General features: G+C 36.5%; 16 protein-coding genes. 13 read left to right on the top strand and 3 right to left on the bottom strand.

Annotated elements, in window-relative coordinates; translation table 11 throughout:
• Positions 1–23: 23 nt before the first annotated feature.
• Together celB and ACVRZD_RS02065 are read left to right on the top strand one after the other, a co-directional pair.
• A complete protein-coding gene (gene celB / locus ACVRZD_RS02070; protein WP_037625112.1) occupies positions 24–1358 on the top strand; it encodes a PTS cellobiose transporter subunit IIC in 1335 nt (444 codons plus the stop codon).
• Between the two features lie 65 nt (positions 1359–1423).
• On the top strand, positions 1424–2512 hold the full coding sequence (locus ACVRZD_RS02065; protein ID WP_037625111.1) for a DUF871 domain-containing protein: 1089 nt from the start codon (positions 1424–1426) through the stop codon (positions 2510–2512).
• A 28-nt stretch (positions 2513–2540) separates the two neighbouring features.
• Here the strand turns inward: ACVRZD_RS02065 and ACVRZD_RS02060 are convergent, their stop codons facing one another.
• Positions 2541–3626 carry a M24 family metallopeptidase gene (locus ACVRZD_RS02060; RefSeq protein WP_037625183.1) on the bottom strand — a complete coding sequence of 362 codons (1086 nt, stop codon included), beginning with the start codon at positions 3624–3626 and terminating at the stop codon, positions 2541–2543.
• A 173-nt stretch (positions 3627–3799) separates the two neighbouring features.
• Between ACVRZD_RS02060 and ccpA the strand changes: the two genes are divergently transcribed.
• The 10 genes from ccpA (at position 3800) to ACVRZD_RS02010 (ending at position 18927) form a co-directional block, all read left to right on the top strand.
• Positions 3800–4801, top strand: a complete 1002-nt coding sequence (gene ccpA, locus ACVRZD_RS02055) for a catabolite control protein A (RefSeq protein WP_037625109.1) — start codon at positions 3800–3802, stop codon at positions 4799–4801.
• Between the two features lie 44 nt (positions 4802–4845).
• Positions 4846–6312, top strand: a complete 1467-nt coding sequence (locus tag ACVRZD_RS02050; RefSeq protein WP_037625107.1) for an alpha-amylase — start codon at positions 4846–4848, stop codon at positions 6310–6312.
• Between the two features lie 72 nt (positions 6313–6384).
• Complete coding sequence (locus tag ACVRZD_RS02045) at positions 6385–7383, top strand: LTA glycolipid anchor biosynthesis glycosyltransferase, IagA/BgsA family (RefSeq protein WP_447450218.1); 999 nt, start codon at positions 6385–6387, stop codon at positions 7381–7383.
• Between the two features lies 1 nt (position 7384).
• Complete coding sequence (locus ACVRZD_RS02040) at positions 7385–8716, top strand: glycosyltransferase family 4 protein (protein WP_037625105.1); 1332 nt, start codon at positions 7385–7387, stop codon at positions 8714–8716.
• Positions 8717–9061: 345 nt separating this feature from the next.
• Positions 9062–11014, top strand: coding sequence for a threonine--tRNA ligase (thrS, locus tag ACVRZD_RS02035; RefSeq protein WP_447450217.1), 1953 nt, complete (start codon positions 9062–9064; stop codon positions 11012–11014).
• An 865-nt stretch (positions 11015–11879) separates the two neighbouring features.
• A complete protein-coding gene (locus ACVRZD_RS02030) occupies positions 11880–14360 on the top strand; it encodes a pneumococcal-type histidine triad protein (protein WP_447450216.1) in 2481 nt (826 codons plus the stop codon).
• A gap of 882 nt (positions 14361–15242) precedes the next feature.
• Positions 15243–16235 (top strand): ABC transporter ATP-binding protein, encoded by a 993-nt coding sequence (locus ACVRZD_RS02025; RefSeq protein WP_037625103.1) that lies wholly within the window; start codon positions 15243–15245, stop codon positions 16233–16235.
• Positions 16236–17054 (top strand): ABC transporter permease, encoded by an 819-nt coding sequence (locus tag ACVRZD_RS02020; RefSeq protein WP_037625102.1) that lies wholly within the window; start codon positions 16236–16238, stop codon positions 17052–17054.
• 1 nt (position 17055) lies between these two features.
• Complete coding sequence (locus ACVRZD_RS02015; RefSeq protein ID WP_037625100.1) at positions 17056–17841, top strand: ABC transporter permease; 786 nt, start codon at positions 17056–17058, stop codon at positions 17839–17841.
• 153 nt (positions 17842–17994) lie between these two features.
• A complete protein-coding gene (locus ACVRZD_RS02010) occupies positions 17995–18927 on the top strand; it encodes a metal ABC transporter solute-binding protein, Zn/Mn family (protein WP_037625098.1) in 933 nt (310 codons plus the stop codon).
• Between the two features lie 142 nt (positions 18928–19069).
• Here ACVRZD_RS02010 and dhaQ read toward each other — a convergent pair whose 3' ends face one another.
• Both dhaQ and dhaS read right to left on the bottom strand, forming a co-directional pair.
• The gene (gene dhaQ / locus ACVRZD_RS02005) at positions 19070–20059 is read right to left on the bottom strand and encodes a DhaKLM operon coactivator DhaQ (protein ID WP_037625097.1); all 990 of its coding nucleotides are present in this window, start codon (positions 20057–20059) and stop codon (positions 19070–19072) included.
• An 8-nt stretch (positions 20060–20067) separates the two neighbouring features.
• The gene (gene dhaS / locus ACVRZD_RS02000) at positions 20068–20607 is read right to left on the bottom strand and encodes a dihydroxyacetone kinase transcriptional activator DhaS (protein ID WP_447450215.1); all 540 of its coding nucleotides are present in this window, start codon (positions 20605–20607) and stop codon (positions 20068–20070) included.
• Positions 20608–20760: 153 nt separating this feature from the next.
• Here dhaS and dhaK point away from each other — a divergent pair, with 153 nt between their 5' ends.
• Positions 20761–21750, top strand: a complete 990-nt coding sequence (dhaK, locus tag ACVRZD_RS01995; protein ID WP_037625096.1) for a dihydroxyacetone kinase subunit DhaK — start codon at positions 20761–20763, stop codon at positions 21748–21750.
• Positions 21751–21759: the final 9 nt, after the last annotated feature.

The raw sequence follows: 21759 nt of genomic DNA, 5'->3' as shown, positions 1-21759 counted from the left end.
AAATAAATTAGGAGGTAAGATTAATGTTTGAATTTTTAGAGAAGTACCTCATGGGGCCGATGGGAGTTGTTTCTACTTGGCGTCCTGTACGTGCAATTGTAGCCGCTGGGATGGCAAGTATCCCACTGACAATTGTTGGTTCTGCATTTTTGGTTTTAGGAGTTCTTCCTCAAGCCTTCTCATTTTTAGCACCACTTTGGGCATCTTCATTTGATTTAGTATCAGCTTTAACTTTAATGGCTTACAAATGTTCAATGGGGATTTTAACCCTTTACTTCGCACTAGTTATTGGTTATGAATACACTAAGATTTATGCTGAAGAAGATGGTCTAAACTTGAACCCACTTAATGGTGGTATCCTTTCAGTATTTGCTTTCTTTATGACCATTCCTGAATTAACTTTCACAAAAGGGAAAATGGCATTAATTACTGCAGAAGGAACAATTAATGGCTGGTCTGTCGGTGGCGATAGCTTAGCGCGTTTATCAACTTCGGGTCTATTTACAGGTATCTTAATGGCAATGCTTGCCGTCCAATTGTACCGTCTTTGTGTTGTGAAAAACTGGGTGGTTAAAATGCCAGAAGCCGTTCCAGAAGGTGTATCACGTTCATTTACAGCTTTAATTCCAGCTTTCGTGGTTGCCATTACAGTTATCTTAATCAATGGTGCTTTCATCATGATGGGAACTGACATCTATAAAGTTATCGCCATTCCATTTGGTTTCGTTAAAAATATTACCAACTCAATTGGTGGTGTTATTGTAATCTACTTCCTAGTTCACGCTTTATGGTTAGTTGGTATCCATGGTGCAAATATTATCATGGGACTTGTTAATCCAATCCTTCTTGCAAACATGGCGGAAAACGTAAACGGTGCTCACTTTGCTTTTGCTGGTGAATTTACAAATGCTTATGTTACAATTGGTGGTTCAGGTGCTACTCTTGGTGTATGTATCTTTATGGCATTCCTTGCAAAATCAGAACAACTAAAAATGTTAGGTCGGGCAGCAATTGGTTCTTCAATCTTTAATATCAATGAACCTCTTATCTTCGGTCTTCCAATCGTTTATAACCCTATTTTAGCAATTCCATTTATGTTAGCCCCAGTAGTAACAGCTGTGTTAGCATACGTAGTGATTAACTTGAACATTGTTAAAGAAGCAATCGTTCAAACGCCTTGGCCAACTCCTGGTGGATTTGGTGCCTTTATCGGTTCAGGTGGCGATATTAAAGCAGCTATTCTTTCAATAGTATGTATTGTTGTCGCATTTGTAATCTGGTTCCCATTCATCAAGTATTATGATAATAAACTAGTTGCAGAAGAAAAAGCAAATGCTGTTGAAGCTGCAATTGCATAATTCACTAAACACCTCAACTCACTTAGTGAATTGAGGTGTTTTCTTTTCAATTTTAGGAGATTAAAATGGGACAATTAGGAATTTCTGTTTACCCGTCAAAATCAAGTATGGCTGAAATGAAAGCTTATATTGATTTGGCACATAGCTATGGCTATACACGTTTATTTACCTCAATGTTAGAAGTAGCAGACAATGCTCAAGTAACGCTTGCAACCTTTAAAGAAATTATCCAATATGGAAATGAGAAAGGTTTTAAAACGTCTTTGGATGTTAATCCAAAACTCTTCAAAGCACTTGATATTACTTATAAGCAACTAGACATTTTTGCTGATATGGGCATTGATGCCCTTCGCCTTGATGAGGGATTCACAGGTTATGAAGAAGCCATGTTAACCCATAATCCATTTAAGATCAAAATTGAACTAAATATCTCAAGAGGTCAGCATTACATCGATATGGTTAACGATTTTGGTCCCAACCGAGATCTCTTGATTGGGTCACATAATTTTTACCCACAAGCCTATACAGGGCTAGCCTTTGATTATTTCGTCGAAACAGCCAAGCAGTACAAAGCCTATAATCTAAAAACCGCAGCCTTTATTGATAGCCCAGAAGGCAAAATTGGCCCTTGGCCACTTTCAGACCGGATGGTCTCAGCAGAAATCCAAAGAGAGATGTCATTGGCTGCTCAAGTTTCCTTATTGAAGATGACGGGTTACATTGATGATATGTTAATCTCATCATCACTCCTCTCTGAAGAAGATTTGAGAACAGTAGCTGAAAGCTTCAAAGCAAGTTTGCCAATTCTACCAGTGCAACTTATGGAAGAATTAACTGACCTTGAAAAGGAAATCCTTCTAAACAATCAACACCTCTATCGTGGGGATAAATCTGATTATATGATTAGATCCAGTCAACCAAGGGTAACCTATAAAGCGCATACCATTGCCCCTAAAAATACTGTGGACATTAAACGTGGCATGGTGACAATTGGTAATGATTTGGCTGGGCAATATAAAGGCGAGTTACAGGTTGCTCTTAAAAATCGACCAAATGATGGTCGTCAAAATGTGGTCGCAAGCCTTCCAGATGAGAATTTAGCCTTGCTCGATTTACTGAAGGTTTGGCATAGTTTTAACGTTAAAGAAAATTAAAAAATCAAGTCCAAGAGACTTGATTTTTTTAGCCTTCAAAATAGAGTAGTTCTTTTGGTGTTTTGGTAAATGGTTGGAAGCCATCTTTTGTGACATAGCCACAATCTTCAATACGCACGCCAACTTTTCCAGGGATATAAATACCAGGTTCGATAGAAAAACACATCCCTTCCTCAATTATCATATCATTGCCTTCCATAATTGATGGGAATTCATGGACATCCATTCCAAGGCCATGCCCAAGACGATGGTTAAAGTACTCACCATATCCAGCTTTTTCAATAACACTACGAGCAGCAGCATCAACTTGGGCAGCTGTAACACCGGGTTTGACAAATGCTTGGGCAGCTAACTGTGCTTCTAAACAGAGGTTATAGATATCAATTTTAAATTGATCGGGTTTACCAACGGCAACTGTACGCGTCATATCACTAGTATAACCTAGAGTTTCAACGCCTAAATCAAATAGTAGTAGGGCATTATTTTCGATGTTATTTGTTCCTGGAATGCCATGCGGATTAGCAGCATTATCACCGGTTAAAACCATTGTATCAAAGCTCATTTTATTAATGCCTTGTTTTTTCATTTCAAATTCAATTTGAGCAATAATATCAGTTTCTGTTACATTGAGTGAGATGTTTTCAAAACCAATTTGGATAGCTTTATCAGCAAAATCCCCAGCAATTAACATTTTCTGAATTTCATCCTCTGACTTAATCAGACGCATTCTTTGAATAAAAGGACTGAGATTATCAAATCGACCAGTAAAAATAGTTTGCAAACCTTGGAATTTTGTCACATTCAAGTGATCAAACTCTGCATAAATGTGTTTAGCATTGCGAATTGGTAACGCTTCTTTAATTTTCTCCCAAGGATTTTCAGCATCTAAGTAGCCTTGAACAGTAAATGAGACAATCGATTTTGCTCGAGCAACTTCTAAAGCGGGAACAAATAATAATGGTGTTTGTTCATTAAAAACAAGTAAGAACATTTGTCTTTCATGAGGGTCACAATCAAATCCAGTAAGATAATTGACTGTAACAGGATCTGAGAAGATGGCTAATTCAGCTTTTTCTTCTTTTAAAAAGTGACGAATCTTATCTAATTTAGTCATGGGATACCTTCTTTCTTTCTCTATTTTTTCAAAAATAGTCCAAAATTGCAAGCTTTCTCTCATTTATTGAAAAAGTTTTCAAAATCTGCTCTTTTTTACTTGAAAGTGTTTACAAAACATGCTAGAATTAGTTTTGAAAGCGTAATTTTCAAATAGAAAGGAAGATAAAAATAATGAACACAGATGATACAATTACGATTTATGACGTTGCTCGTGAAGCTGGTGTATCCATGGCAACAGTAAGTCGTGTTGTCAACGGAAACAAAAACGTTAAAGAAAATACTCGCAAAAAAGTATTGGAAGTTATTGACCGTTTAGATTATCGTCCTAATGCAGTTGCTCGTGGATTAGCAAGTAAAAAAACAACTACAGTAGGTGTGGTAATTCCGAACATTGCCAATAGTTATTTTTCAATTTTAGCAAAAGGTATCGACGATATTGCAGCAATGTATAAGTACAATATTGTGCTTGCCTCAAGTGATGAAGATGATGATAAAGAGGTAAATGTTGTTAATACCTTATTTGCAAAACAAGTAGATGGTATTATCTTCATGGGACATCATTTAACAGAAAAAATTCGTGCCGAGTTTTCTCGCTCTCGTACACCAATCGTTTTAGCTGGAACAGTTGACCTTGAGCACCAATTGCCAAGTGTTAACATCGATTATAAAGCAGCTGTTTCAAATGTTATTGATATTTTAGCAGAAAATCATCAAAAGATTGCATTTGTTTCAGGACCATTGATTGATGATATTAATGGAAAAGTAAGATTACATGGCTATAAAGAAGGGCTTAAGAAAAATCAGTTGGACTATAAAGAGGGGTTAGTTTTTGAAGCTAATTACTCTTATAAGGAAGGCTATGAATTGGCACAGCGCGTTATTAATTCTGGAGCTACTGCAGCCTATGTCGGTGAAGATGAATTAGCCGCAGGCTTGCTTAATGGTTTGTTTGCAGCTGGGAAAAGTGTTCCTGAGGACTTTGAAATTATTACAAGTAATGACTCACCAGTTGTGGACTATACAAGACCAAACTTGTCTTCGATCAGTCAACCTGTTTATGACTTAGGTGCTGTCAGCATGCGTATGTTGACAAAAATCATGAACAAAGAGGATTTAGAAGAAAAAGAAATTCTATTGAACCATGGTATTAAACGCCGCGGCACAACAAAATAGTAAATCTACCTGAAAGGGTAGATTTTTTTAGAAAAGAGACCATTATGACAAATGATTTAATTTTACAAGCTTTTGAATGGTATTTACCAGCCAACCATGGCCATTGGCAATTATTACAATCAGCAATACCTGAATTTAAAGAACTGGGGATTAGTAAAATTTGGTTGCCACCAGCCTTTAAAGGCACCGGAAGTGATGATGTAGGGTATGGAGTCTATGATCTTTTTGACCTAGGTGAATTTGACCAAAATGGAACTATTCCAACAAAATATGGCAGTAAAGATGATTATCTAGCTCTTGTTTTGGCTTTAAATGAAGCTGGTATTCAGCCGATTGCAGATATTGTTTTAAATCATAAAGCAAATGGGGATCGTAAAGAAACTTTTTATGTTTTGAAAATGAATCCAGATAACCGCCAAGAAGCTATTTCTGAGCCATTTGAGATGGAGGGATGGACTGGCTTTAATTTCCCAGGTCGAAATGATAAGTATAATAACTTCAAATGGCATTGGTATCATTTTAGTGGTTTAGATTATGATGTACGCCATAACGAAATTGGCATCTATCAAATTACCGGCGATAATAAAGGATGGGCAAATCAAGAAGTAGTTGACAATGAGAAAGGTAATTTTGATTACCTGATGTTTAATGATATTGATTTTAGTCACCCTGAGGTTAGAGATCACTTGAAAGAGTGGGTTAAATGGTTTCTTGATAAAACTCAAATTAAAGGCTTTAGATTGGATGCTGTTAAACATATTGATGCTAATTTTATGAGGGATTTTATTGTCTTTATCCAGGAAGAAATTGATGCCAATTTTTATGTTTTTGGTGAATATTGGAAAGATGACTTTGAAGCTACTCAGCATTACCTTGATGTAATTGATTATAAATTTGATCTTTTTGATGTTGCATTACATATGAATTTTTTCCAAGCCTGCCAGGCAGGGAATCATTTTGATATGAGACAAGTATTTGATGGCACTCTTGTACAAAGTCATCCCATGCAAGCAATCACCTTTGTTGACAATCACGATACTCAAAAAGGTCAGTCATTACAAAGCGCTATTGAAGATTGGTTTAAGCCAATTGCTTATGCTTTAATTATGCTACGTCAAAGTGGTTTACCCTGTCTTTTCTATGGTGATTACTATGGTATAGAAGGAGATGGCGTTTTTCAACCATCTTTCAAAAACGATATTGATCGACTAGCACATCTTAGAAAATATTTTGCTTATGGTCAAGAAGTAGACTATTTTGATCATGCTAATTGTATTGGATGGACACGACTTGGTGACGAGGAGCATCAATCTGCTTTAGCAGTGGTTGTAAGTAATGGTGATAAAGGTTGGAAACATATGGAAGTTGGCCAACTCTATGCTGGTCAAACCTTTATTGACTATATGGGTAATTGTCTTGAAGAAATTACTATTGCTGAAGATGGCTGGGCTGATTTTCAAGTTCAAGCTGGTTCAGTCTCAGCCTGGATTCCAAAAGATAAAATTCAATAATGAAAGTCAGCCTTTTGGCTGATTTTTTTCTTATTAGTGTCAAATTAGCTAAAATAAGCTATAATAGAGGATATGAGAGTCTTACTATATTTAGAAGCAGAAAACTATTTAAGCAAATCGGGTATTGGGCGTGCGATAAAGCACCAAGCTCGTGCCCTATCTTTAGTCGACCAAGACTATACTACTAATCCGAATGATGACTATGATTTAGTGCATATTAATACTTATGGCATTAAAAGTTGGTTATTACTGAATAAGGCCAAAAAATTAGGTAAAAAAGTCATAATGCATGGTCATTCAACACAAGAGGACTTTAGAAATTCTTTTATTTTCTCAAACCTGATGGCACCTATATTCAAACAATATTTATGTTTGTTTTATAAAAGGGCTGATGCTATTATCACGCCAACGATTTATTCAAAGTCCTTACTTGAAAGTTACGGGATTACACAGCCTATTTTTCCAATTTCAAATGGCATTGATCTAGAGCGTTATGGAGCAGATCCTCTTAAGGAAGCGTCTTTTCGTGAGTACTTTAAGATTGAAGAAGGTCAAAAAGTAGTAATCGGAGCAGGGCTTTATTTTCTTCGCAAAGGGATTGATGATTTTGTTAAAGTGGCGGAGCAAATGCCAGATGTCCGTTTTATTTGGTTTGGGGAAACAAATAAATGGATTATTCCTGCAGAGGTTCGTCAGTTAGTTGAGCATAATCATCCTAAGAATCTTCTTTTTCCTGGTTATATTAAAGGGGATGTTTATGAAGGAGCTATGACAGCGGCGGATGCTTTTTTCTTCCCGAGCCGAGAAGAAACAGAAGGAATTGTTGTGCTTGAAGCTTTAGCTAGTGAACAAAATATTCTGGTTCGTGATATTCCTGTTTATCAGGGATGGATTGATCACAACTGTGTCGAACTTGCCAGTGATGTTGATGGCTTTGTTGAAGGTTTGAAAAAGATATTTTCTGGCAAAAATGATAAGACACAGGCTGGCTACCAAGTTGCCCAAAGTCGAAGTATAGAAAAAATTGCCGTCCAATTAGTGGAGGCTTATCAAAAAGTAATGGAGTTATAAGATGCGTGTAGGTCTATTTACAGACACCTATTTCCCCCAAGTATCAGGTGTAGCAACCAGTATCCGAACCTTAAAGGAAGAACTGGAAAAACAAGGACATGAGGTTTATGTCTTCACAACAACAGATAAAAATGTTAAACGCTTTGAAGATCCGACAATCATTCGGCTACCTAGCGTTCCTTTTGTGTCCTTTACGGATAGACGTGTTGTCTACCGTGGTTTAATTTCCTCTTATAAAATTGCAAAGCAGTATGATTTAGACATTATCCATACTCAAACAGAATTCAGTTTAGGCTTACTAGGAAAAATGGTTGGCAAAGCCTTAAGAATTCCTGTTGTCCATACCTATCATACCCAGTATGAGGACTATGTTGGTTATATCGCAAATGGAAAACTAATTCGTCCAAGTATGATTAAGCCGATTCTAAAAGGCTATTTAAAGGACTTGGATGGTGTGGTCTGTCCAAGCCCAATAGTACTCAATTTATTAGATGGTTATGATGTGAAAATTCCCAAACGTGTTATTCCAACGGGAATTCCTTTAGAAAAATATATTCGTGATGATATTAATCAAGAAGATGTCGATCAGTTGAAAAATGATTTAGGAATTGCGACGGATGACGTGTTTTTATTAAGTCTATCACGTATTTCATATGAAAAAAATATTCAAGCCATTATCAAACAATTTCCAAATGTTTTATCTGAAAATAAGAAAGTCAAATTAGTGATTGTCGGAAATGGTCCTTATCTAGCTGATCTTCAAACATTAGCTGAGGATCTTGATTTGACAGATCATGTCATTTTTACTGGTATGGTTCCGCATGATAAAGTTGCTCATTACTATAAAGCTTGTGATTTCTTTGTCAGTGCATCGACTAGTGAAACGCAAGGGTTAACTTATATTGAAAGTTTAGCTAGTGGGAAACCGATCATTGCTCATGGAAATCCTTACCTAGATGATCTTATTTCTGACCGTATGTTTGGAACCTTATTTTATCATGAAGATGAGCTAGCTGATGCTATCCTTGATGCGGTTCTAGAGACTCCTGACATGGATAGTGACTTACTGTCAGAAAAACGTTATGACATTTCGTCAGAACATTTTGGTCAATCGATTTATACCTTTTATTTAGATACCATTATTGGTAAGTCTTCAAAAGGAAGTAAAAAATTATCTCTTTATATGAATAGTAAGAAAAGGGAGCCTTTGAAATTAGTTCAAGACGCAACTTATTTACCTAAACAGGCAGCCAAAGTGACCGTTTCGACCTCTGCAAAAGTTGTCAAGGCACCATTAAAACTCGTTAATGCTATCAAGGACTTTTTAAATTAGGGCATCTTATTAAAGAAAATCAGACTTAGACCTTGAATAATTCTAAAATATTGTTATAATAATTTGGAAGACATGTTAGGTTAGATGATCATTAAGCGAGTGCTGGTTGGTGAAAAGAGCACAAAAATGTCTAGTTTAATACTACTTCCTAAGTTTTTATGCAAACATAAAAGGGTGGTTCCCTTATCACCAATCAGAGGTTCAAGGCATGCTTTTTTGTCTTGAATAAATGAAGGTGGAACCACGCAACCGCGTCCTTTTTAGGATGCGGTTTTTCTGTTTTTAATGTCGGAATGGTCATCACTATCGCTAACAGTCACAATACAAATGATAAAGGAGAAAACAATGATTAAAATAACATTTCCAGATGGCACAGTACGCGAATTTGAATCTGGTGTGACAAGTTTTGAGATTGCACAGTCAATTTCAAATTCATTAGCTAAAAAAGCTTTAGCAGGAAAATTTAACGGGCAATTGATTGACACAACTCGTCCAATTGAAGAAGATGGAGCAATTGAAATCGTTACCCCTGATCATGAAGATGCTTTTGGCGTTCTTCGTCATTCGGCAGCACATTTATTTGCACAAGCTGCAAAACGTCTTTTCCCAGAAATCCATCTTGGTGTTGGTCCAGCCATTGCTGAGGGATTCTACTATGATACAGATAACCAAGCTGGTCAGATTTCAAACGAAGACCTTCCTCGCATTGAAGAAGAGATGAAAAAAATTGTTAAAGAAAACTTCCCATGTATCCGTGAAGAAGTATCCAAAGAAGAAGCACTAGAAATCTTCAAAGACGATCCTTACAAGGTTGAATTAATCAGTGAACACGCTGATGATGCAGCAGGACTTACAATTTACCGTCAAGGGGAATTTGTTGACTTATGTCGTGGCCCTCATGTGCCATCAACAGGACGCATTCAAGTTTTCCATCTTCTCAATGTGGCTGGTGCATACTGGCGTGGTAATAGTGATAATACCATGATGCAACGTGTTTACGGGACTGCCTGGTTTGATAAAAAAGATCTAAAAGCCTACTTGACTCGCCTTGAAGAAGCAAAAGAGCGTGACCACAGAAAACTTGGTAAAGAACATGATTTATTCATGATTAGCCAAGAAGTAGGACAAGGTCTACCTTTTTGGTTACCTAATGGGGCGACAATTCGTCGCACACTTGAACGTTACATCACTGATAAAGAATTAGCATCAGGATACCAACATGTTTATACACCACCGTTGGCTTCTGTTGAGCTCTACAAAACATCAGGTCATTGGGAACACTACCAAGAAGACATGTTTCCGACAATGGATATGGGTGATGGCGAGGAATTTGTTCTCCGTCCAATGAACTGTCCTCACCATATTCAGGTTTATAAAAACCATGTCCATTCTTACCGTGAGTTACCTATTCGAATCGCTGAGCTTGGGATGATGCACCGCTACGAGAAATCAGGTGCACTATCAGGACTTCAACGGGTACGTGAGATGACTCTTAATGACGGGCACCTATTCGTCACACCAGAGCAAATCCAGGAAGAATTCCAACGTGCACTTCAATTAATCATCGATGTTTATGAGGACTTTAATCTAACAGATTATCGTTTCCGTTTGTCATACCGTGATCCTAAGGATACAGAAAAATATTATGATAATGATGAAATGTGGGAAAATGCTCAAGGTATGTTAAAAGCTGCTCTTGATGAAATGGGTGTTGACTACTTTGAAGCAGAAGGAGAAGCAGCCTTCTACGGTCCTAAACTTGATATCCAAGTTAAGACAGCCCTTGGGAATGAAGAAACATTGTCAACTATTCAGTTAGACTTCTTACTGCCAGAACGTTTTGACCTTAAGTATATTGGTGCTGATGGGGAAGAACACCGACCAGTAATGATTCACCGTGGTGTTATTTCAACAATGGAACGCTTTACTGCAATTCTAATTGAAACTTACAAAGGGGCTTTCCCTACTTGGCTAGCACCTCATCAAGTAACTGTCATTCCAATTTCTAATGAGGCTCATATTGATTACGCTTGGGAGGTGGCTAAGACACTTCGTGACCGTGGCGTTCGTGCAGATGTGGATGATCGAAATGAAAAAATGCAGTACAAAATTCGTGCATCACAAACTAGCAAAATTCCTTATCAATTAATCGTTGGTGATAAAGAAATGGAAGATAAAGCTGTTAACGTCCGTCGTTATGGTAGCAAAGCAACTCATACAGAAAGTATCGAGGAATTTGTTGAAACTATTTTAGCTGATATTGCACGCAAGTCTAGGCCGACGACTATTGTTTCCTAATCAGTCTCTCAAAACCATATGATATTGATGCCTTTAAGTGGTCGATGTCATATGGTTTTATTTTGATTACTAGTCTTTAAAGTCAAATATAAGTGTTAGATGGATTTTATAGTACCACCATATCCTGCAAGAAATTCAGTTTGTTGAAGTGGTAATCTTAGTGTTGACTGATATCGGAATTAACAATGCAGAAAGCTCTCAAAACAATTAAATAACGAATCGTTTGATTTTATTGTATAAAACCATTTTTTTAGATAGCACAGGGCAGAAAAAAGCTAGAATTACCTGTGCTGTTTAGCAGACGTTTTTGGAGATAAATAATATAATTCCAACAAAGTTCGTGCATCTAGAACGGTAAAACAGTCTCAAAATTCTTAGAAATTCAAAACGGGTTTGTTCAATTGTTGTCATGATATTAGTAGTACTGACAAGTTCTCTTATAATTGTCGAATAAAGAAGTTCTTTGTAACATTTTTTCCAGTTTTTTTGAGGGGAACGCGTACCATTCTTTCAATTTTTTATCAAACAAGATATTTTTCTGTTTGTCCTAACGGGGCTATTATCACTTTCGATTGATACGTAAAAATTTTTAATTCTAAAAGAGTTGACAAAAATGAAAAACCATGATAAGCTTAACCAGTTAAACATAAACCGGTTAAGCATTAACCAACAAAGTAAGTGGCAAAATATTGTTGTGAAGAGTGCAATCAGCTATTTTAATATAACTAAAATGTGTCATATGATAGCTAGTTTTTATTGTTGAATCCTGATCAGGAACAGGTGGAATTTAGAAAACCTTTATGTGAAACCATTGAAAAAATGAGAAAGAAGTTCTTAATAGAAGCTAAGTGTAAGGAGAATTTAAATGAATAAAAAACAAAGGATTATCTATTCAGCAGCGACTGTTTTGCTAGCTACTAGTTTTGGAGTCTACCACTTTACTAAACAAACTAGTCTAGGAAAGACTGATGGTACCAAAGTTTCATATGTTAAGTCGGATAAGTCAAATGAAAAAGGGGCTAAACAAGGCAACAAAACAATAGACCAGATTAATTCTGAAGAAGGTATCTCAGCAGAACAAATTGTTATTAAAATTACAGACCAAGGCTATGTGACCTCCCATGGGGATCACTTTCATTTCTACAATGGTAAGGTTCCTTTTGATGCTCTGATTAGTGAAGAACTTTTAATGACAGATCCTCAGTATCGTTTCAAAGAATCAGACTGTGTTAATGAAGTCAAAGATGGCTGTATAATAAAGGTAAATGGAAAGTATTATCTTTATTTGAAACCGGGTAGCAAACGTGAAAATGTTCGTACTAAGGCACAAATTGCAAAGCAAGCAGAAAAAGGAGCTAAGGAAGCTAAACAACGAGGTATAAACAAGAGTTCTCATCTCAGTAAATCAGAGGCTAAAGCTGTTCAAACAGCTAAAAGTCAAGGTCGCTATACGACTGATGATGGATACATTTTTAGCCCGACAGATGTTATTGGAGATATGGGAGATGCCTTTTTAGTTCCTCATGGTAGTCATTTTCATTATATTCCTAAAAAGGATTTATCACCTAGTGAATTAGCTGCAGCTCAATCTTATTGGAATAGTAAGCAAGGAAAAGATACAGCGACAGCTGTTTTTAATCAAATTCACAAATCTCCAGGCAATCATTGGACAGGTAAAGACTCCTCAGGTCACGTATCACATTCTAATAATCCACTAACGCCTTCTCCAGGGGGAGATTTTATTCCAAGTCTACCACGTCCAGAATTTGTTGGTAAGTCGTTTTCAGAGTTATTAGCAAAATTACATAGTATGGATATGCGACATCGTCATGTGGAAGGAGATGGGTTAGTTTTTGAACCAACCAAAGTGACAAAAGCAACGGAATTTGGTTATGTCTTACCTCATGGTGACCACTACCATATCATTCCTCGCAATCAGCTATCTCCTTTAGAAATAACTTTAGCGGATATGTATCTTGCTGGCCAAACTCATACCAGTCCAAATCAGCCAAATCAACCGAAAGAAAAAACTCCTGATAAAGATCAATCAGTAGAGCATCAATTTTTGGGGCACTCAATCACAGCTTATGGCAAAGGACTTGATGGCAAGCCTTATGATACGACTGATAACTATGTCTTCTCGAAGAATTCCATTAGTGATGTAGATTCTGGAGGAGTGACTGCCAAACATGGCGAACATTTCCATTACGTTGGCTTTGGTGAATTAGAACAAGATGAGCTTAATCAGGTAGAAGCTTGGTTGAAAGAAAAAGGTAAGGTAGATCAGATAGCATCTGCATTGACAAAAGATAAGCCCAACTCTTTGATTTTTGATGCCAAGCTAGTATCACGCAAAGTTAAAAAAGGGTCCCAAATTGGTTATATGATGTTGAAAGATGGTAAGGAGTTCTATTATGATCGGGAACAATTAGATTTGACACAGATTGCCTTTGCTGAAGAAAACCTAATGTTGAAAGATAAAGAAAATTATCTCTATGATGTTGTTGATACAGATGGGATTAAGCCAGAATTATTAGTAGATATAACGAGTCTACCGATGCATGCAGGAAATGCGACTTATGATACAGGTACAAGCTTTGTGATTCCTCATATTGATCATATCCATATGGTTGCTTATGACCAACTTACTAAGGAGCAGATTGCGACTGTTAAGTACGTCATGCTACATCCTAAGGATCGTCCTGCTGTGTGGTCAAGTGCTGGGCATAATCAAGTTCCTTCAAAAATTCCTAATGTGACACCAGTTGAAAAACGTGCTTCACTTATGAACTGGCAAATTATTCACTCGGCAGAAGAAGTGAAAGCCGCACTTAACAATGGACAATATGCGAAGCCAGATGGCTATATATTCAGTCCACAAGACGTACTTGATGAGGGAACTTTTAATTGGGGAACTTCTTACTCAATACCAAGAGCAGACGGTAGTTCATTGCGCTCTATTTCAAGGAGTGAATTATCTGCAAAAGAACTTGCAGCGGTAGATAAGCTTTTAGCTGAAAAAGAACAAAAGGAAAAGAGTCAAGCCCCTGTTGAAGAAATCAGTCCTAAAATAATAACAGCTCCTACTGAAAATACAGCAGGTGAAACATCAACTTCTAAGGAGTCAGAATCATCGACAAATTCTGCGGGGACTAGTACAACGATTAGTCCAGTTGCTGGTCAAGAACACAACGGCTTTCAAAAAAATTTACAAGAGTTAGCTAAGCGACTTGGGCTATCACCTGATCAGTTAACGCTCTCAGAAGCAGATGGAGTTGTGAGCTACTATGATCAATCGGGTGTAAAAGTCAGCTATGATATTAAAAGTTTACAAAAACTAAATTAGAAAATATAACTGCTAGACTTATTTCTAAAAATAATTACCATTTTTAGTGTGAAGTAATGATAATAATAGATTACTGTAAGGATTGAATTCTGTATTGAACAGGATTCAATCTTTTTTGGTATGATCGGCATGTCGTCCATCTGAAGTGTGGAAGTCTTCTATTGCTCTCTGCTTGTGATGCCTAAAATAGCGACTCGTAAGATTGATTGTTGTGAGGGAGTAAGGAGAAGAAGGATGGGCAAAAAATGTGGCACTACTAATTGAAGCGTGATAATAAGGTACATATAGCGTATAAGGAAAGAACACTAGAGTTCAAAAAACTTTGGCTTTTTATTAGGAGAGCCAAAAGAGTTGTAAAATATATTTGTAGAAAAAGAGACATGAATAACTCAAGAGCAGTTAAAGCGAAAACACCTCTAAAATAGAATCCTGATTGAATTCTCCGGATACAGCGGTACATTAACTACCAAGTTTTTGGGTTTTGACATTTCAAACACGTTAAAATCCAAATTTCATTATACTGGACATAACGAAAGAGAGAATCAACTTGATTCTCCCTCGCATTATATGATAAGGTCTCATTACAGTTGATGTGGAGATAGGAGATAAAGCTGTTAAGGTTCATTGGAGCAACTTATTCAGAAACTATTGAGACATTTGTCGAAACTATTTTTGCTGATAGTGCTCGCAAGTTTCTTCCAAATGCTAATTAAATTTGTTTAAAATAGGAAAAACTTAGTCTCTTTTTAGAAGCTAAGTTTTTTTAGAGATCTACCTTAAAAGAGTTTGAGCAAGCGGTTGCCTCCTTCTTGTTAGCGTGTTATAATTGCCTAATAATAGCATATAATACGTAAAATAAAAGAGAAAGCAAGAGGAGAAGACATGGCAATGATTGAAGTTTCTCATTTGCATAAGCAATTTATCAAAACTGTTAAAGAACCAGGACTAAAAGGGGCTTTACGTTCCTTTGTCAAGCCTCAAACCGAAAGCTTCGATGCAGTTAAGGATTTGACCTTTGATGTGCCTAAGGGTCAAATATTGGGTTTCATTGGGGCAAACGGGGCAGGTAAATCAACAACCATTAAAATGTTAACGGGGATCTTGAAGCCTACTTCTGGCTTTTGTTGCATTAATGGAAAAATTCCGCAAGAAAACAGACAAGATTATGTTAAAGATATCGGAGTGGTTTTTGGGCAGCGCACTCAATTATGGTGGGATTTAGCTTTGCAAGAAACGTATACGGTTTTAAAAGAAATCTATGATGTGCCAGAACATGCCTTTCGTAAGCGTATGGCCTTTTTGAATGAAGTCTTAGAATTAAATGACTTTATCAAAGATCCTGTTAGAACCCTTTCATTAGGTCAGCGCATGCGGGCCGATATTGCAGCATCTTTACTTCATAATCCAAAGGTGCTCTTCTTAGATGAGCCTACCATTGGTTTAGATGTCTCTGTCAAAGATAATATTCGTAAAGCTATCAAACAAATCAATCAAGAAGAAGAAACAACTATTTTATTAACCACTCACGATCTGGGTGATATTGAACAGCTCTGTCACCGTATTGTGATGATTGATAAAGGAGAAGGTATTTTTGACGGGACAGTCGGGCAATTGAAAACTGATTTTGGGAAAATCAAGCAATTGCGATTTGACTTGGCGCCTCATCAAGAGAGTAAAGTATCTCGTTTTGAGAATTTTGAAGGCATTAGACTTCTTCGACAAGGGAACTTGTTAGAATTGCAATATGATAGTAGTCTCTACCAAACGGCTGATTTGATTCAAGCAACGATGAGTGATTTTTTGGTTAGAGATCTCAAAACAGTTGATGTGGAGATAGAAGATATTATTCGTCGCTTTTACAGAAAGGAGCTTTAAATGATCACTTTTTGGAGACGTTATAAACCCTTTTTAAATGCAGGTGTTCAAGAGTTGATGGCTTATCGGGTCAATTTTATTTTATACCGTGTGGGTGATTTAATTGGAGCTTTTGTGGCATTTTACCTCTGGAAAGCTGTCTTTGATTCCTCTCACCAGGCATTGATAGAAGACTTCTCTTTGTCAGACATGACCCTTTACATTATTATGAGCTTTACGACTACTTTGCTTACCAAATCAGACAGTTCTTTTATGATTGGTGAGGAAGTCAGAGAAGGTGCCATTATTATGCGTTTGCTTCGACCTGTTCATTTTGCAGCATCCTACTTATTTGTGGAAATTGGTAGCAAACTATTGATTTTCTTATCTCTTGGTTTACCTTTTTTAATCATTTTGTTCAGCTTTAAAATACTTTCTGGCGTTCCAATTTTGATAGCATTAGCGTCTGTTTTTGCCTATTTAGTTAGTCTGCTCTTGGCTTTTTTGATTAATTTTTATTTTAATATTTGCTTCGGCTTTTCGGCTTTTGTCTTTAAAAATCTATGGGGATCTAATCTCTTGAAAAATACTCTAGTCTCATTTATGTCAGGTAGCTTGATTCCTTTGGTCTTTTTTCCAAAATTGATTGCCACCATCTTAGGATTTCTACCTTTTTCATCTCTTATCTACCTTCCTGTAATGATTGTGATTGGAAAGTTTGATAGGACTCAAATTCTAGAATCTTTGGGCTTACAAGTTTTTTGGCTTGTGGTGATGTTTGCTTTATCTCAATTTATTTGGAAAAAAGTTCAGTCTCATTTAACTATTCAAGGAGGATAAGATGGCAAAATTAATGAGAATGCACGCTATTTTTATTAAACAATACCTTAAACAAATTATGGAATATAAGGTTGATTTTTTTGTAGGAGTGTTAGGTGTTTTTTTAACACAAGGCTTAAATCTTCTCTTTTTGAAAGTTCTTTTTCAACATATTCCTAGTTTAGAAGGATGGACTTTTGAACAGATTGCTTTTATTTATGGTTTTTCTCTAATTCCTAAAGGAATTGACCATCTCTTTTTTGATAATCTTTGGGCTATTGGGCAACGCTTGGTTAGACGTGGTGATTTTGATAAGTATTTAACGCGTCCCCTAAATCCCCTTTTTCATGTACTGGTTGAAACATTTCAAGTAGATGCCCTAGGAGAGTTATTAGTGGCTATTTTGCTTCTGGGATCTACTTATTCGAGTGTGGAATGGACAGCTCTAAACGTTTTTCTCTTTCTGATCACAATTCCCTTTGCCACCTTGATCTATACGTCTTTAAAAATTGCAACAGCAAGTATTGCTTTTTGGACCAAACAATCTGGAGCAGTAACCTATATTTTTTATATGTTTAATGATTTTGCCAAGTATCCCATGTCCATTTACCATCCAATTTTGCGTTGGGTGATTAGTTTTATCATTCCATTTGCTTTTACAGCCTATTATCCAGCCGCCTACTTTTTAAATGGTCAAGGTCTATTCTTTAATATTGGTGGATTGGTTTTAGTCTCACTGTTATTTTTCGTGCTGTCTTTAAAAATATGGTACTTAGGCATTGATGCTTACGAAAGCGCAGGTTCATAAGAAAAACCTGACTCGCTTTATGAGCTTTCTTTTATATATTCGCCATCTAAATAATGAGATATTATTGATTCTGTAATGGCAAATTTATTAAAAACATATTGACGGCTCATCGAAAATATGATAAACTTAACCAGTTAATCAAAAGGAGAAAATATGTTTAAAAAAATAATAAAGCTTACTTTATTACTGATAACAGTAGTGTCCTTAGCTGCCTGTGGGGTGACGCATAGAAGTAGTCAAAAAGACAAAGGGCTTTCAGTCGTGACCAGTTTTTATCCTATGTATGCCATGACCAAGGAAGTTTCTGGCGACCTTAATCAAATAAAAATGATTAGGTCAACAAATGGTATTCATTCCTTTGAACCCTCTGTTAATGACGTATCAGCTATTTATGATGCAGATTTGTTTATTTATCATTCTCATACTCTTGAGTCATGGGCTAGAGATTTACATCCTAACTTGAAAAAATCAAAAGTGGCTGTTTTTGAGGCTTCAAAATCAATTTCTCTCAGGCGGGTTCAAGGTCTAGAGGATGTCCCTGTTTCAAAGGGGATAGACCCAGCAACCTTATATGATCCTCATACTTGGACAGATCCTCGCTTAGTTGGTCAAGAAGCGCAGGCTATTGCTAAAAAACTAAGTGAATTAGATCCTAAGAACAAGGACTATTATGAGAAAAATGCAGCAAAGTTTGTCAAGAAAGCTAATGCCTTAGAAGAAACTTATCAGAAAAAATTTGCAACTTGTCGTCAAAAAACCTTTGTGACACAGCATACGGCATTTTCTTATCTAGCCCATCGTTTTGGTTTGAAACAACTTGGTATTTCGGGAATTTCCAATGAACAGGAACCATCACCACGTCAACTCTCAGAGATTCATCGTTTTGTTAAAGAGTACAAGGTGAAAACTATTTTTGCTGAAGACAATGTTAGTCCTAAAACAGCCCAAACAATAGCAAAGGCAACTGGCGCTAAAGTGAAGACCCTAAGTCCCCTTGAGGCAGTTCCTCAGAATGAAAAGAGCTATTTGGACAATTTAGAATTAAATATGAACAAGCTCTATCAACAACTTAAGAAAGAAAATTAATCAGATTCTTTTATTAATCGATTGAATCTATCGCTTTTAATCAACCTTTTAAAATAAAAAAAACACAGTCTATTTACTCTTTATAGAAAGCCTTCTATGTATGAGTTTAGATGTGTTTTTTTATAAAAGTTAATTCTGTAAGTTACCAAGCATAAGCATTACTTGGGGCTTGTAAATAGTCTAGCCACTTTGGATTTTTCAAACGGCAAAGCGTCACTGAAATACCGGTCATATCAAGGCTAGTTATGTATTTGCCATTTTTGATAAAAGGTAATTGAAGACCTTCTAAATCTAGGAGTTGCAAGATATCATTTAAGAAAATGCCTTGTTCTAAATCAGTTGCAGTACCAAGATTATTGACCATCAAGATAAACTGTTCATTTTCTTGCCAGTGGAACTTGATTTGTAGCTTATTGACAATTTCAACGGCTAATTGTTCAGATGATGAAAATTCAACGGTTCGGTAGCCCTCCTCACCATGGATTCCGATGCCATAAGAAATGTGATTGTCAATTAAATCAAATAATGGTAGAACAGCATTTGGCATTCGTGCAGATTTGGTAGCAAAACCGATTGTTGCAATTTCGGTAGCTAAATCAAAGGCTAAACTCTCGATTTCATCTAAGCTCGCACCCTCAAAAGCAGCTTGTCCTAGGATTTTATGTAAAATAATGGTACCTGCCAAACCACGATGGCGCATCCGGAAGTTCTTCTTAGGTTCAACCGAAATATCATCATGAGAAACAATATATTTGACCATAATGCCCTCAGAGCGGGCTATCTGAATGGCGGAGTGAAATTCACGGATATCTGCTTCAAAATTTTTGATGATAACAAAGACACCCTTTCCCTTATCTAAGAATCGCAGAGCTTCTAAGATATCTTGTGAGGTTGGTGGCGTAAATAGTTCACCATAGATAGCTGCAGACAACATGCCGTCGCCTATAAATCCGGTATGAGCGGGCTCATGGCCAGAGCCACCCCCAGATAGAATTGGAATAATGGATGGGTCTTGATGCCTGTTATAAATGACTGGTAGATCTTTTAATTTAGCCAAATGAGGATGTGACGCTAGGACACCACTCATATACTGGGAAATCATTTCTTCTTTATGATTAAGTATTGTGACCATAGGTCCTCCTAGTTCTCTTTTAAATTACTGATAATAATTTGTTTGATATATTTAGTTTGTGGATAAAAATCGTTAGTAGTGACATAGGTCTTAATTAAGTTTGCTAAGGCCCTGCCATGATAGAATTTTAAGAATTCTCGGTAGTTTGGATCGCTTACGATTTGCTCTTTTTGTTCTATTTCGGTAATAATTTTTTCCATCAAAATCAAACAATAATTTCCAAAATAGGTATAGAAGTCATTTTGATCTTTGATCAAAAACAGTTGAGAGTAGAAGGGTTTATTATGTTCAAAGTAGAATAAGAGTTCATCGAGTAATTGAAAACCTGAAATATAGTTAAGGTTATTTGTGATATGCTCTTGTAATTCAGTCTCAAAAATCCAATCTAAAAGCTCATATTTATCAATAAAATGATTATAAAATGTTTGCCTGCGAATGCCAGCTTTGTCCATGATATCAACGACTGATATTTTATCAAAAGGCTTCTTTTCAAGTTCTTTTTTTAAGGCCTTGGCGATTCTCTTTTTAGTAATCAGGGATGTTGCCATTTTAAATCCTCTTCTATGTTTATCTGCTTCTATAATTATAGCTTATCAAATGCTAAATCAAAAGAATATGGACAAATTTATTTAATTGTCCCTTTTAAAAAAAGTTAAGAACAGATAAAATGAAAGCGTAAACAAAATATCGGAGGATTTAACATGAAAAAAATCATGAATGATGCAAGTCACATTGTAGATGATATGCTTAATGGGTTAACTTATATGCATGAGGACCTAGTGACACGTTTGGATGGCTTTGATGTCATTGTTCGTAAAGCTAAAAAAACTGGAAAAGTCGCTATTATTTCAGGTGGTGGTTCAGGCCATGAGCCTTCACATGCTGGCTTTGTTGGAAAAGGGATGTTATCAGCGGCCATTTGTGGCGCAGTCTTTACATCACCAACTCCAGACCAAATATTAGAAGCAATCAAAGCTGCAGATGAAGGTGCTGGTGTCTTTATGGTCATTAAAAACTATTCAGGCGACATTATGAATTTTGAAATGGCGCAAGAAATGGCTGAAATGGAAGGCGTTAATGTGTCAAGTGTCATTGTTGATGATGATATTGCTGTGGAAGATAGTTTATACACACAAGGCCGTCGAGGTGTGGCAGGAACAATTCTTGTTCATAAAATTCTAGGTCATGCCGCTGAAAATGGCAAATCACTCGAAGAAGTTAAAGAACTGGCTGATAGACTTGTTCCTAATATTAAAACAATTGGTCTAGCTCTTTCAGGTGCAACGGTACCAGAAGTCGGTCAACCTGGATTTGTCCTTGAAGATGATGAATTTGAATATGGTGTTGGGATTCACGGTGAACCTGGCTATAAAAAAGAAAAATTGCAAGCATCAAATATTCTTGCTAAAGAGTTACTTGATAAATTAAGTGCAGATTTTAACCTTGAAGAAGGTCGATCATTTGGCTTATTGATCAATGGTTTAGGAGCTACACCGTTGATGGAGCAATATGTATTTGCTAATGATGTTGCAAGGATTTTAGCAGAAAAAGGTCTATCTATTGACTTTAAGAAAATTGGCAATTATATGACAGCAATTGATATGGCTGGTTTGTCATTGACATTGATTAAATTAGAAGACACCTCTTGGGCTGAGGCATTAGCTGCAACTGTTGAAACAGCTGCTTGGTAAGGAGTACTC

This window comes from Streptococcus hongkongensis, from assembly GCF_053206145.1.
The sequence above is the reverse complement of the archived record's forward strand: the minus strand, read 5'-3'. Positions and strand labels throughout refer to the sequence as shown.

What these genes read in the sequence shown, in the direction of transcription:
- celB (WP_037625112.1), top strand. Translation starts at nt 24, where the DNA reads ATGTTTGAATTTTTAGAGAAGTACCTCATGGGGCCGATGGGAGTTGTT.
- ACVRZD_RS02065 (WP_037625111.1), top strand. Translation starts at nt 1,424, where the DNA reads ATGGGACAATTAGGAATTTCTGTTTACCCGTCAAAATCAAGTATGGCT.
- ACVRZD_RS02060 (WP_037625183.1), bottom strand. Translation starts at nt 3,626, where the DNA reads ATGACTAAATTAGATAAGATTCGTCACTTTTTAAAAGAAGAAAAAGCT.
- ccpA (WP_037625109.1), top strand. Translation starts at nt 3,800, where the DNA reads ATGAACACAGATGATACAATTACGATTTATGACGTTGCTCGTGAAGCT.
- ACVRZD_RS02050 (WP_037625107.1), top strand. Translation starts at nt 4,846, where the DNA reads ATGACAAATGATTTAATTTTACAAGCTTTTGAATGGTATTTACCAGCC.
- ACVRZD_RS02045 (WP_447450218.1), top strand. Translation starts at nt 6,385, where the DNA reads ATGAGAGTCTTACTATATTTAGAAGCAGAAAACTATTTAAGCAAATCG.
- ACVRZD_RS02040 (WP_037625105.1), top strand. Translation starts at nt 7,385, where the DNA reads ATGCGTGTAGGTCTATTTACAGACACCTATTTCCCCCAAGTATCAGGT.
- thrS (WP_447450217.1), top strand. Translation starts at nt 9,062, where the DNA reads ATGATTAAAATAACATTTCCAGATGGCACAGTACGCGAATTTGAATCT.
- ACVRZD_RS02030 (WP_447450216.1), top strand. Translation starts at nt 11,880, where the DNA reads ATGAATAAAAAACAAAGGATTATCTATTCAGCAGCGACTGTTTTGCTA.
- ACVRZD_RS02025 (WP_037625103.1), top strand. Translation starts at nt 15,243, where the DNA reads ATGGCAATGATTGAAGTTTCTCATTTGCATAAGCAATTTATCAAAACT.
- ACVRZD_RS02020 (WP_037625102.1), top strand. Translation starts at nt 16,236, where the DNA reads ATGATCACTTTTTGGAGACGTTATAAACCCTTTTTAAATGCAGGTGTT.
- ACVRZD_RS02015 (WP_037625100.1), top strand. Translation starts at nt 17,056, where the DNA reads ATGGCAAAATTAATGAGAATGCACGCTATTTTTATTAAACAATACCTT.
- ACVRZD_RS02010 (WP_037625098.1), top strand. Translation starts at nt 17,995, where the DNA reads ATGTTTAAAAAAATAATAAAGCTTACTTTATTACTGATAACAGTAGTG.
- dhaQ (WP_037625097.1), bottom strand. Translation starts at nt 20,059, where the DNA reads ATGGTCACAATACTTAATCATAAAGAAGAAATGATTTCCCAGTATATG.
- dhaS (WP_447450215.1), bottom strand. Translation starts at nt 20,607, where the DNA reads ATGGCAACATCCCTGATTACTAAAAAGAGAATCGCCAAGGCCTTAAAA.
- dhaK (WP_037625096.1), top strand. Translation starts at nt 20,761, where the DNA reads ATGAAAAAAATCATGAATGATGCAAGTCACATTGTAGATGATATGCTT.